Raw genomic sequence first — 13642 nt, 5'->3', positions numbered from 1 at the left:
TTTGTAAGCTGATGTAATTTTTAATATAGTTTAATTCCTTATCCAGGGATACTTTTTGCTCATTGCAGTCATATAAAATATACCGCAACATATCGGACAATTTTAGGATCATTTCCGGAGCCTTATCTGATTTAATAACTGACAATGCATATACATTATTTAAGGCATTAAACAAGAAATGTGGATTAATCTGGGATTTTAAGAACTTCAATTCAGCATTTAAATTTTCACTTTTCAATTGAGCAGCTTCCTTTTCTTTCATCAAGGCAATTTTTGAAACCTTAAAAGCCGTGGAAAGAAATAAAATTGCCAGGGTTAGCAGCATGTTCAAACTAGACACATTCCTAGATAGGAAAAAGAATTTTCGAATTTTTCTAGGCAATTCCCGAAAACCCGAGTTCTCTCCAAAAATTGGAGGAATTCGTCGGTGAGGTAAAATAATTCGATCACTTATAAAATCATGAATAAAGTAAATGATCACCAAAGAAAACAAGACCAACAGAAAATATTCCAGATATTTCTTTTCGCTAAAAAATCGAGGAATAAAAACCTCCATATTCAAATATGCCAGAATTATTTGGGGCACCATAAAGCTCAATGTCCAACCCAGGGCCACATTTGAAGGGAGTCGATTAGCAAAAATGGTAGTCATCAGAGCCAGGTAACCCAGCCAAAAAAGAAAATGAAGAAAAATATTCTTATAATTTCTATAAATAGGAATCATAGCTAAAAAATTTAACAAAGAGCAAGTTTACCAAAGGGATTTTAAGCAGGGAGAAAATTTTAAGACATGCTCTCAATTAAAACACTTCTACCATCATTATTTTAATGGGTAAGACCTGTTTTTCTGCAGATTAAGTCACTTTCCTTCCCTTAAACTTCTGCTTACGAATTGATAATTCTTGTTCCTTCCCTCTCCCAATAACTCCAATTGACACTCTCATAAACTTCCATAAACAAGATCTTATGGGAAGCAAGATAAGGTGACTGACTCATTCTGACAATTTATTTCAATCAATCCCTCTTAAGAATCAACCAACTATCATGGGCACTCAATAAACCATTCGATCTAAAGAAATTTAATTCAAAAATAATCTTTTAGAGCTTTCCATTACAAACGTTGATTTTTATTAATCATTGGTTGAATAAATTATTTAGATTTTTTCCTTTTCCCCACCTTTGAGTTATTCAATTTAAGAATTGTAGAATTGGCATCCGAAATCAGAAGTGATAGATGCTACAGATTCAAATAATGATTATTGACAATTAAAAAATTAAATGCCATGAAAAATCAAAAGTTAAGAAGAAAAATGAGTTTGCTGATTGTTGGGATATTGGCATCACTTTTTATCATTACTGGAACCTTGACCGCAAATGCAAAAAACAACAAAGACGGAAAAGCGGAGAGAAAAGCTTATTATAAAGAAAACATTTATCCGGTGATTCAACAACAAAGAAAGAAACTAGATGATTTTCTCAGCCCTGAGGAGAAGGCACAAGTAAAAAATCTACAACAAAGACTTGCTACTCTTAAAGAGGGGAAAAAAGAGCACAGAAAAAGGTTAAAAGCACTTAAATCGGAGGGCAATAAAGGAGAAAGACCTGAATTAACCGAAGATCAAAAGGCCCAACATAAAGCCCAAATGAAGGAAAAAAGGAGAATAATGATGGAGGCTTATAAGATTGCGGATAATCACGAAGAACAAATCGATGCATTATACCAGGAAATCCAACCGCAAAAAGAACAGTGGAAAAATGACCTCCAGGCTATGCATAAAGAAAACCGTGAAAACAGGGAACATAAAAGGGAAAAATCAGAGATGCAAAACGACCATAAAAAGAGAAAAGGAAAATTCCGAAAAAAGAAAAATGGACAACGTAGGGGAATGAATTCTTGGTCCAACCCTGCCCGCTTTATACTTCTTGATCTGCAACAGGATAGCTAAAGGATTCTGCCTTAATAGGTATTTGATTTCAAGGAATCAAAACTATAATGTTGATCAAATTTATCTACCACTTATTTCAACAATATAAATTGCTTAAATACATAACCCCAAAAAGCAATAAAATAAAAAGTGTCTGGGAGGTGGCTAAAAAAGGAGAGCAAGGGATGAAATCCATATAAATTCTTGTTCTCCTTAACATTTTGAGAATTTCTCGGTTAAACCTCAGAATAAAAATTCGATCCAAAAAGGCTTCATAATAATACTTTAGAACAAATGAATTCCGCGGATCATCCCTTCTATAATTAATAATCAAATCACTTCTATCATATGTTATTATCATATTATAATCTTACCTAAAAGTCAAAAACCATGAAAAAACCATTATTCAATACAAAAAGTAATCTTCTCCTATTAGGAATTATTCTGGCTTTCCTGACCCTTCATCCAAGTAATGCCCAGGAAAAACGAAGAGGAGAAAATAAAAATGAAGCGGTAAGAAATTATCTAAAAACAACCGTCTTCCCCACACTAAAAGCTCAAAGGGCAAAACTGGATCAATTCCTAAGCCCAGAGGAACAAACCCGTATTGATGAACTTCGCCAAAGAATGGCTTCTCTCCGGAAACAACAAAAACTTGAAAAAAGCAATCGAAAAGAAGGAAACAGCAAGCCCATTAACCTTTCGGAAGAAGAAAGAACCCAAAGAAAGGCTCTTCGAAAGGAGAAAATGAGAGAAAGGCGGAAGATCCAAATGGCTGCCTTTGAAATTGCTGATCGACACGAGCAAGAAATCGAGAACCTTCTCTCAGAAATTAAACCACAGGCCGAGGCATGGCGTAAAGAAATGAAAGCCTTGAGAGGAGAAAACCATGATAAAACGGAAAAAGGAGATTTCCAGGCAGGAAAATCAAAAGCGCTTAGAAAAGGTAAACCACATAGTGTTAAAGGACTTAGAACATTTCTCAAACCTACAAGATTTCTGCTATTGGATCCTCAACAAGACAATGATGAAACAAGAGGAGAAAGATTTCATCAAGAATCAAAGGCTTTTCCAAACCCCATGAATGACCAAATTTCACTAAAATATACACTTCAAAAAAAAGGTATAGTAAGCGTCAATCTATATGACGATCAAGGAAAAAAAATCAGGATAGTAAAAAATCAATTGGAAGAAGCCGGAAAACATGAATTTTCCATGAATATGGAGGAACTACAGCCCGGAACCTATTATGTGGAGATCATTACGCCATCCAATAAATTTAAACACCGAATTATCCGTCAATAAATTCTATAACGTAAGTTCCTTTGAGTCATTAAAAAGAATGATTAAATTAAAAGACCAGCACTAGAAAAAGAAAGAAATCTTTCCTCAAATGGGGACAATAAACTTAACCATTAAACAAAAAAATGAACTTACACAAAAAATTAATCATCCGTTCTCTTTTTCTCTTGACTTTAATTTTTGGCATTTCCGCTTCTACTTTATTTGCCCAACGAGGGGGAATGAGCAGAAATCCGGAGGAAATTGCTAAAAAACAAACTAAAGAAATGACCAAAGAATTAGATTTAAGTCCGGAGCAAGCTGAAGAGGTCATGCAAATCAATAAGGAGTCCGCTGAAAAGACACAGGCCCTTATGCAAGAAAGCCAGGGAAACCGAGAAGAAATGCGTACCGGAATGCAAGAAATTCAAATGGAGAAAGACAAAAAACTAAAGGAGGTGTTGGATGAGGAGCAATGGGGAAAATGGGAAAAAATGAAGGAGCAGATGCGAAAACAACAAAGGGAACGACGAAGAGGAGGATATTAGAAACCTCCATTTAGGTTGAAATAAATTTCAACCCAACAACCTGTTTACTATCAAAGGCTTATTGAAAAACAGCAATAAGCCTTTATTTTTTTACGAATTTGAGTTTTGCAAAAACTAAAAACCTTTATACTTTTGCAGACCTTTAGGAAGCAAAATCGTTGTTTCTGCAAAAAATGCGCACGTGGTGAAACTGGTAGACACGCCATCTTGAGGGGGTGGTGCTCTTATGAGCGTGGAAGTTCGAATCTTCTCGTGCGCACCAAAGAAAAGCCTTGTACATTCTGTATGAGGCTTTTTTTATTCACCTACCTAAAGAATTAGAACCCATCAAAGATTACAATTGTTATCCAAAAAACATTTTTTCACTAAGAAATAGCAAAAATGGATAACAAAAAGAAAAATGAAATTTTTCATCAGGTATTAAACGATCTTGAAAAGGGAGATATTCCACATCTCCTGGATAATTTAACCCCTGACATAAATTGGCACGAACCTTCCACTAGCATAGCCATTGCTGAGGTGAGAAGCACCGGCCGTCTCAAAGGAAAGGAGCAAGTAAAAAACTTCCTACAAAGATTGGAAAGGGTATTTACTGTGGACCACTTCACCATAAATGAGGATAAAACCATTATGCAGGATGATAAAGCTGCATTCTTTGGCCGTGCAGATTACCACTCTCCAACTACGGGACAAAAAGGAAGTCACGAATGGGCTGTAGAATGTACATTTAAGAACAACAAGATAAATGACTGGCATGTGTATCGGGATGCAGTTCCTGAAAGGAGAATGAGGAAGTAGAAAAAAATGATAATAACACCCTCCAAAGGATTTAAATCTCTTGGAGGGTGTTATTTAATAATAAACATTGAATTTATTGTTTCACAAAACGAAGGTTTGTCTTCTTTTCTCCAATTTGTAATTGCAACATATACACACCGGCAGCCAAATTCGATACATCCAATTTCATACCTTTTCCATGCCCGCTATGCGTCATCAATTCATGACCGACAATATTATATACACTAAACTTCCAGTTTTGGAACTCTCCCCAACTAACTGATAATTGGGAGGTGGCAGGGTTAGGTCCTACTTCAAAGGAAAAAGTCTGTTCTCCCTCCATCCCTAGATAGGATTTAATAATTAATACCCCTTCATTTTTGGTAACTGTATAGTTCTTCAACTTATCTTTAGGATCATTCAGGCTAATAGTGATCGGATATTCTCCTGGAGTAGATGAAATATTGGCAGTACTACTAAAAGTTGCGGTAATATTTTCCTTATTTACCACCCCTTCTACTGTTCCCTCAAATTTAGGGTTTTCTTCTTCAAAGTAGCGGGTGTAATTATTCGCGGTTATAATCAGGTCTGCCGGATTAATGTTTAATTTTCCACTCACCATTTCAGGAAAATATTTTTCCTCATCTAAAATGGTGATCTTCACAGCATATTCTCCCACCACCACTGGAGGGCTCTTCTTTCCATCGTACAAAATCTCCAAAGCATCGGGAGAAACCGAAGCTTCCGAATTGAAATCAACCACTTGTTCAAGTCCGGTATAAGTAAAATTATTATTCCCTAAACTTATTGAAGCTTTTGCCTTAAATTTTAAGGACCAATCAAAAGAAATTTTTTTATTCTCATACTCCCTCCATTTTATATATATCTTTTCCCCTTTATTAACCCAAACTTTCAGATAGGATTGAAATAGATTCCCATAATCATCATTCTCAGCAAAATTACCTTTTCCACAACCTAGAGAAAGGGATAAATGTGTATCCTCCTTAGTGAAACCCACAGAGGAAATAGTTAATTCCCCATCTGCTGGGGCTTGAAACCAATAATTTGACGGTGTGGTAGAGGCTTGATTTTTACCCTCTCCCACTTCTAATGGATTATCAAGGAGACAATCCATTTCAAGCCCAAAAGAATATATCGTCAATCCTTCAATGGCCTCATTAGTAATTGCACAATGAAAATTAGAAACGCCTTCCGTGGACCCGGAATAAACTGAACTGGTTGTTTCATCAAGCGCAGTATTATCTGCAAACCACCGGTATCTATTGCCATCCCCATCTACCTCCACACTTAATGAAATTTCTTGGGTTTCCTTCTTCCAATCCACGGAAAGAGGCACCTCCTTTTGAGGAGAATAGTTAATATTATTTATTATCTTCAAATTATTTTGAAGGCTTTCAAAGCCTAGTTTATTACGTGAAATATCAATTTTGGCCTTAAAGGAATTGGATAATTTGGGCAAATAGGTAAACAAATTCTCCCCTAATTTTAAATCTACTAATTGATTTAAAGAGCCCAATTCTTCAGGAATCGGACCACTTAAAGAATTATCTTCTAAATTCATTTCCTTTAAATTCGCTAACTTACTTATTTCGGAAGGAATAGAACCATTCAATGTGTTAACAGCCAAGAACAAATTTTTTAATTTCGTCAACTTCCCTAGCTCTGGTGGAATTAAACCAGTCAACCTATTTTCAGACAAATTCAAAGTTTCTAATTTAGTCAACTGACCTATTTCCGGTGGAATTGAACCACCCAATACATTAGCTGCCAAGAACAAAGTTTTTAATTTCGTCAACTTCTCTAACTCTGGTGGAATAGAACCAATAAAACTATTTTCAGACAAATTTAAAACAGTCAAATTGGTCAGTAAACTTAATTCTGGGGGGATAGTATCATTTAAAAAATTACTATTTAAATCTAAAATAGACAGATTGGTCAGCTGGTTTAATTCTGGGGGAATTGATCCTAATAAAGAGTTTTTACTCAAATTTAATGTAGTCAAATTGGTGAGCTGATTTAACTTTGAGGGAATTGGACCCCTCAAATTATTTTCAATCAAATTTAGAGAAGACACCCTTTTTTCTTTTTCATCTACAGTTACACCATACCAATCTTTCACCTCCCCCTCTAACCAATTAGAATGATTGACCCAACTATTTCCTCCCATAGCCATGAAAATGGAAACCAACACTTCGTACTCTTCACCCAATACACCGCCAACTAAACCCTCAGCGTCGAATAATCTCTTATAAACTACAGAAGTAAAAACACTACCCTCTGTCCTTAGTCTGTAGAAATAAGTAACACCTTTCTGTAAGTTTTCATGCGTATATGATTGAGTACCTGAGGCCAAAGAAATTTCCTCAGCATTGCTAAAATCTGACTTAGTAGCCCACTCAAGGAATAAGGCACGCTCAGATGCTTCTTCCCAGTTCAACAGTATTTTATTTGCACCACCATCTAATTTGGCCGAGAAATTTAAGGGAGAGGGGAACAAACAAGATAAAGAGGCCTCCCAACCAGGTTCTGCTTTAATATCATCTGAAGAAAAACGCAGGGTTAATGCTCCCGCAGGGTTATTTGCATAAACGGTAAAAGGAGCAAGTCCGCCTGTATAGGTTCCAATTAAAGGGGCATTACTATCCTGACCGTCATAAATGGAAAGGAAGTCCCAACCTTCTTCCACGAAAAAAGAACTAAAAACCAGCTGGACAATTTTACCTTCCTCAGATGGATAAATAGATTGGGTAATATCAACACTATTTTGATAATTATTTTCCCCTCCAGGATCTAAATAGGTCCCATTACAAACAGTGAGGACAGAGGCACTCATTAAATGCTTCTGCTGTCCATATGAGAAATGGGCAAGCACAAATCCCATGGCAATAATTAGTAGTTTTTTAGTCATACAATATGAGGGTTTTTAGGATAATAAATAGTGATTAACTATGAAATGAAGGTCTTGCAATAATCTAAGAGGGATCTAAAACAAATTCATAAATTAAAAACTCATTTACTGCTCTTTTTTAGCTCTTTTATACCTGCGTAATAAAATTGCATTAATTCATAAAAAACAGTAATAAACTAAGTCACTTATCAGAATCCTTAAATTATTTATAAAAATTTAAGCTATTCAAACAAAATTGATTCGAGTTGTTTTCCTTAAAAAGATTTAAAAAAAGCTCTTAGAATGAGTAATATAAAAGCCAATAAAAAGAGGGTATTTAAATCCATGGATTCTTGCTTCTCTTTCGTTCTTATATTTTCTAATAAACAATTCTCCCTATTAATGAAAAATGATGGGTAAAGAAGAGAATGAAAGGTAAAAGATGAAAAATGAAGGAAATGAATAGATGCTAATAAGTGAGATTACAAACATGACAAATCTCAGGAAAGAGGCTGTTTTATATCCTATTAAAGAGAGGCCGGCAAACCTAATTTTGGGTACAAAATATTTATTTACTCAAATAGAGAACCTATGGCACGCCCAGAATTACTAGACTTTCAACAGGAGCGCATCCGGGTATTGCATTACACCTGGATTGCTTTTTTTATGACCTTTTTTGTATGGTTTAATATGGCACCCTTGGCTTCTACCATGTTGAATAACGTGGATTGGTTAACAAAGGAGCATATCAAGGTATTAGCCATATGTAATGTGGCCCTTACCATCCCAGCCCGAATTATTGTAGGGGCTTTGATTGATCGCTACGGACCCCGAAAAGTATTTTCTGCTCTAATGGTACTCATGGCCATTCCCGCCTTATTTTTTGCTTTTGGTAATTCTTTTATTCAATTGTTAGTTTCCCGATTGATTCTTGGCTCTATAGGAGCAGGTTTCGTAATAGGTATCAAAATGGTGGCTAACTGGTTTCCCACCCACATGGTAGGCCGGGCAGAAGGCTTTTATGCAGGTTGGGGAAATTTTGGATCTGCATTTGCTGCAGTTACCTTACCTTGGATTGCTCTTACTTTCTTTGATGATTATTTAGGACTAGCAGAGGGTTGGCGATATGCCCTAGCATTAAATGCTATAGTTTGTTTAATCTATGGTTTTGCCTATTACTTTTTGGTCAAAGACTTTCCCGAAGGTCAAAAGATGAAAATGGCTAAAAAAACAGAGCCTATGAAAGTTTCCTCTTATGGGGACTTGCTTCAATACCTAGTTTGGTCATTTCCGTTAATCGGAGCTATGGGCGTTTTGGCCTGGAAGGTAGGAAAAGTTAATGTTGGAGGAACTCCTTTATTATCTACAAATTTGCTATACGGAATCTATGGCATTATTGGTTTGTTATATGTTCTACATGTTATTAAGGTTTGCGGGGTAAATATTCCTCATCTCAAAAAAGGCGTAAAACCAGAAGACAAATACCATTGGGGCAGTGTGGCAGCCTTAAACAGCACTTATTTTGCAAATTTTGGGGCAGAATTGGCAGTTGTATCCATGCTACCTATGTTCTTCCAGTCCACCTTTAAAAATCTCACCAATGCGGAAGGCTCACCAGTAATGACCGCCACCTTAGCAGGTTTAATTGCGGCCTCCTTTGCCTTTGTCAATTTATTTGCACGTCCATTGGGGGGATTAATTTCTGATAAGATGAAGAACCGTAAAAGAACCATGCTAATTTATATGCTGGGGATTGCATTGGGATTCCTGGGAATGGCCAATATAGGTAAATTCGGACCTTTGGTAGGGGGAGAGCAAACAATCATTCCCATGTTTGATGGCATTTGGTGGCTAGCGGTAGCCGTAGTGCTTACCGTAGCTTGTTCCATCTTTGTTCAAGGGGCTGAAGGTGCTACATTTGCTATTATTCCTATGATCAATAAACAACAAACTGGCCAAATTGCAGGAATGTCTGGAGCCTACGGGAATGTTGGAGCTGTTATTTACCTGGTTATTTATTCTTTAGTCGATGCCAAAACTTTCTTCTTTATAATTGCAGGAGGGGCAGCCTTAAGTTTTCTGTATTGCCTTCTCTTTTTGAAAGTACCGGAAGAAAGGGAAGAAATAAAAGTGGATGATAAATTAAAAGTGAAGAGAGAAAAGTTAGTAGTCAATAGCTGATAAGGAAAAATTAATTGAAGAGGCGCAAAAAGTTGCGTCTCTTCACATAAATAATTAAGCCCAGATTATGACAAAGCTTGCTCAATATCTCCAATAAGGTCTTCGTAATGTTCCACACCAACAGAAAGCCGAATTAAATTATCTGTAATTCCCATTTTCAATTTACTTTCGGGATTGACACCTGCATGGGTCATGGTGGCAGGGTGTTGGATTAGACTTTCGGTACTCCCCAAACTAACCGCCAACTTGATCAATTTTAATTGATTGAGAAAATAAAAAGCTTCCTTTTCTCCCCCCTTAATTTCAAAAGAAAGCATTGCTCCGGGGGATGTGTATTGCTTTTTATAGATTTCAAATGCTTTAGTACCCTCTTCAATAAGTCCTAAATAATATACTTTTTCAATCTTTGGGTGATTATTTAAGAAGTGGGCCAATTGTTCTGCATTTCTCCTTTGTTGTTCCATGCGAACTTTTAAGGTTTCCAAACTTCTCAGCAATAACCAACAGGTATGAGGGCTTGCCATATTCCCCAAAAAGGTGCGCAATACCTTTACTCTTTGTATTAATTCCGCATTACCCAAAACAGCCCCTGCAATCAAATCACTATGTCCGCCTATATATTTAGTAGCAGAGTAAATCACCAAGTCAGCGCCATGTTGAAGAGGATGCGCCCAAAGTGGCCCCATATAAGTATTATCTACTCCAATTCTAACCTTTTTATCGGGATTACTAAAATAGTCGGCCACCTCCCGACAAACCGAAATATCAATCAAATCGTTAGTAGGATTTGCAGGAGTTTCCAAGTAAATGAAAGCCAACTTTTCTTCCTTTCCAGACTCCCTGATGAGTTGAATTATTTCTTTTTTATCTTGTTCATGAGTAAAACCAATACTATCCACACCAATTTCTTTTAAAAAATGATGGATAAAATGATCAGTGCCTCCATAGGTTGGACAGCTATATAAAAGCAGGTCTCCTGGCTTCAAGAACTCCAATAGGACGGTACTAATAGCAGACATACCACTTTCAAATACAGCACTATCCTCTGCATTATCCCAAAGACACAATCGGTTTTCCAATATTTCCAAATTGGGATTGTTGATTCGGCTATAAATCAAACCTAACTCCTCTCCCTTTGCTTTTTCCCTTAGGCCATAAGCAATCTCAAAAAAAGCTTTCCCCTCTTCGGCAGTTTGAAAGACAAAAGTAGAGGTTTGAAAAATCGGTGACTTCACAGCACCTTCTGATAATTCAGGCTTGTATCCGTAGGTCATCATAAGACTTTCCGGATGAAGAGTATCTTTCATATTAATGAGAATTTTACATTCAGAAATCAGTGGAAATTTATTTTTAAATTCACCACAAAAATAAAATACTCAGGAATACTCACTAAATCATCACATTAATTTAGTGAATTTTCCTATTTTTTAGTTAAATTCAGGAATAATAATATTTAAACCCTTGATAAATTAACTTAAAAAGGAATATTTCCTATGACCAAATTGGACAATATAGATCGACAATTACTAGAATTTCTACAGGCAGATTCTAAATTAAACGTTAAGGAAATCGCCAGTCAATTAAAGATGACTAAAACCCCCATATATGAGAGGATTAAAAGATATGAACGGGAAGAGATCATTGAAAAATACGTGGCGGTACTCAATAGGAAAAAGGTAAGCAACTCCATGGTTGTTTTTTGCTCTGTTTCCTTAGAAAGCCAAAAACTGGAAAAAATAGATGAATTTAACATGGCAGTTACCAATATTCCCGAGGTGATCGAATGTTACCTTATGGGAGGTTCAAATGACTACCTTTTAAAAGTAGTGGTAAAAGACCTAAATGCTTACCATCAGTTTTCATCCGGTAAGTTAGCAGCTTTGCCCAATGTAGCCCAAATCAAAAGTACCTTTGTCTTAAATGAAGTAAAACGATCAACCGTATTTCCTCTTAAAATTGAATAATTAGGACAAACCATTAATTAGTTTAGGTCTATTTATAAATTATAATACTGCCCCCCTCTGGCAATTAATTTTAATTTCCCATTTATAAGAACTAGGGAAGCTTTTTTTTCAGCAAAAGTATAATAAGAATATTCCCTAGTTTTTTTCCACCCACCTTCCAAATAGGAACAACCGCTAAACTTGAATAAACGAGCTGTCTTCTTTTACAAAGAAATATCTTCATTTTAATAGGAGGAAACAGTAAAACAACTTAGGAATATCCAATTTATGAATTCTAGTTTCTATCCAACAACACACCACCCCAGGCCAACCATAAACTATATTTAATTGAATAATTCAGTTATTTATTTGTAAAAAATAAATATTTTCAAAATATTATTCCATTCCCTACCAAAAAAGTAGATTTTTAATCTTTGAAATCTTATATTTAATAAGTTTTTTAATATTTATATAATCTATTTTTCACTTTTTAAACCTTAAAAATTATGAAGGTAAATTTTAACCCACTACTCATTTTTCTTGTTTTGCTATTCGCCTCCTGCGAAATGCATAACGATGAAGTTCCTGCTGACCCAGAGAGTGTATCCTCTAGCAGTAGTCAAATGCAATTTTCCTCTATTGAACTTGATACTAGGGTTGTTACCAACTCTAGAAGACCAAAAGAAGGACACTACATTGTTATTTTAAATGAAGGCACATTTGGAAACCTCAAAGAGGCCTCAAATGTACGAGACAGGGTAAAAAAGGGAGGTCAGAAAAACGCCTATTTTTCAAAAATTAAAAAGATCAAAGATCAAATAAACCTGTCAAACGAACTCCAATTCGGTTTTGATAATAATGCTATTCAAAACGTTTATTCATTTGCATTTGAAGGATTCTCCGCCCATTTATCCAAAAAAGAAGTTGCTAAACTGAGAAAAGATCCTCGGGTAGCTCACATTATCCAAGATCAAATTATCTCTTTAGCAAAACCAAGTGTAGAAGGAGCTGCTACTTCTTCAAGTCAAGAAATTCCTTGGGGAATTACAAGAGTGGGGGGATCAGGTGATGGTACTGGCAAAACGGCCTGGGTAATTGATAGTGGAATAGACATGGATCACCCTGACCTCAATGTTGATGGAGACAGAAGTATATCATTTGTAACTGGAGATGATTCTCCTGATGATGCAAATGGCCATGGAACACATGTGGCTGGTACAATTGCGGCGATTGACAATGATTTTGGAGTAGTAGGTGTAGCAGCAGGCGCATCAGTAGTTTCTTTGAGAGTATTGGGCAGTGATGGAACTGGAGATTTTTCATGGACAGTAGCAGCGCTTGACTACATAGCCGCAAATGGAGATGCTGGGGACGTTGTAAATATGAGCTTAGGGCCAGAAACACCTTTTATTGATCCCGCAACAGATGCTGCAACTATGAACCTTGCATCATTAGGTGTCAAAATAGCTATTGCTGCTGGAAACTCTTACGACGATTCAGATCTCTATACACCTGCTCACAATAACCATCAAAACATTTACACCATATCAGCCCTAGCAGAAGGAGACTTTTTCGTTTACTTTTCAAATTATGGCAGTCCAGTGGATTATATAGCACCAGGTTTTCAGGTAAAATCTACCTGGCCAGGAGGTGGATATAATACCATTAGCGGAACTTCAATGGCTTCACCACATGTTGCCGGAATTTTACTTTTAGGAAATCCTACAGCTGACGGGTTTGCATCGGACGCTTATTGGGAGGTAAAAGGAAGAAGGGCCACAGGAAATTACAGTGAGACAGATATCTTCAAACGATCAGTTTATCGTCCTGATCCGGACGGAATCCAAGAACCAATAGCACATAGGTAAATTATCACCTGAAAAAATATTTTTTTAGAAGGAACATAAAAATCTCCCTTAAAAAGTAGGTTGCCCAAAAAGGCAGCCTATTTTTTTCTTTGATAAACATGATCGGATTCTCCCGATTTTGAGAAGCTATATTAAAAGAAACCGACTGACTTTTAGCCATCCAACACTCCCCACTTACCTGCTCGGTTCTATCTTCTGCATTATTCCAAAA

11 protein-coding genes and 1 tRNA gene are annotated in these 13642 nt (G+C 36.2%); 8 read left to right on the top strand and 4 right to left on the bottom strand.

Annotated elements, in window-relative coordinates:
• A partial coding sequence (locus E1171_RS18755; protein ID WP_222931542.1) for a sensor histidine kinase occupies positions 1-724 on the bottom strand: 724 nt, incomplete at its 3' end.
• 559 nt (positions 725-1283) lie between these two features.
• Here E1171_RS18755 and E1171_RS18750 point away from each other — a divergent pair.
• The 5 genes from E1171_RS18750 (at position 1284) to E1171_RS18730 (ending at position 4552) form a co-directional block, all read left to right on the top strand.
• Positions 1284-1946 (top strand): hypothetical protein, encoded by a 663-nt coding sequence (locus E1171_RS18750; RefSeq protein ID WP_155207593.1) that lies wholly within the window; start codon positions 1284-1286, stop codon positions 1944-1946.
• A gap of 369 nt (positions 1947-2315) precedes the next feature.
• Complete coding sequence (locus E1171_RS18745) at positions 2316-3230, top strand: T9SS type A sorting domain-containing protein (RefSeq protein ID WP_155207592.1); 915 nt, start codon at positions 2316-2318, stop codon at positions 3228-3230.
• Positions 3231-3352: 122 nt separating this feature from the next.
• Complete coding sequence (locus tag E1171_RS18740; protein WP_155207591.1) at positions 3353-3754, top strand: hypothetical protein; 402 nt, start codon at positions 3353-3355, stop codon at positions 3752-3754.
• Between the two features lie 175 nt (positions 3755-3929).
• Positions 3930-4016, top strand: a tRNA-Leu gene (locus E1171_RS18735).
• Positions 4017-4135: 119 nt separating this feature from the next.
• Positions 4136-4552: a nuclear transport factor 2 family protein gene (locus E1171_RS18730; RefSeq protein ID WP_155207590.1), complete on the top strand. Its 417-nt coding sequence runs from the start codon at positions 4136-4138 to the stop codon at positions 4550-4552.
• Positions 4553-4625: 73 nt separating this feature from the next.
• Here the strand turns inward: E1171_RS18730 and E1171_RS18725 are convergent, their stop codons facing one another.
• A complete protein-coding gene (locus E1171_RS18725; protein WP_155207589.1) occupies positions 4626-7460 on the bottom strand; it encodes an MBG domain-containing protein in 2835 nt (944 codons plus the stop codon).
• Between the two features lie 570 nt (positions 7461-8030).
• Between E1171_RS18725 and E1171_RS18720 the strand changes: the two genes are divergently transcribed.
• Positions 8031-9620: an MFS transporter gene (locus E1171_RS18720; RefSeq protein WP_155207588.1), complete on the top strand. Its 1590-nt coding sequence runs from the start codon at positions 8031-8033 to the stop codon at positions 9618-9620.
• Between the two features lie 65 nt (positions 9621-9685).
• Here the strand turns inward: E1171_RS18720 and E1171_RS18715 are convergent, their stop codons facing one another.
• Positions 9686-10927, bottom strand: coding sequence for a cystathionine gamma-synthase family protein (locus tag E1171_RS18715; protein ID WP_155207587.1), 1242 nt, complete (start codon positions 10925-10927; stop codon positions 9686-9688).
• 186 nt (positions 10928-11113) lie between these two features.
• Here E1171_RS18715 and E1171_RS18710 point away from each other — a divergent pair, with 186 nt between their 5' ends.
• Positions 11114-11584, top strand: coding sequence for an Lrp/AsnC family transcriptional regulator (locus tag E1171_RS18710; protein WP_155207586.1), 471 nt, complete (start codon positions 11114-11116; stop codon positions 11582-11584).
• A gap of 485 nt (positions 11585-12069) precedes the next feature.
• A complete protein-coding gene (locus tag E1171_RS18705; RefSeq protein ID WP_155207585.1) occupies positions 12070-13431 on the top strand; it encodes a S8 family serine peptidase in 1362 nt (453 codons plus the stop codon).
• Positions 13432-13435: 4 nt separating this feature from the next.
• Here the strand turns inward: E1171_RS18705 and E1171_RS24320 are convergent.
• Positions 13436-13642, bottom strand: a 207-nt coding sequence (locus E1171_RS24320; RefSeq protein WP_222931541.1) for a hypothetical protein, incomplete at its 5' end; no start/stop codon positions are given.

This window comes from Xanthovirga aplysinae (genome assembly GCF_009711365.1).
GTDB lineage: Bacteria > Bacteroidota > Bacteroidia > Cytophagales > Cyclobacteriaceae > Xanthovirga > Xanthovirga aplysinae.
The sequence above is the reverse complement of the archived record's forward strand: the minus strand, read 5'-3'. Positions and strand labels throughout refer to the sequence as shown.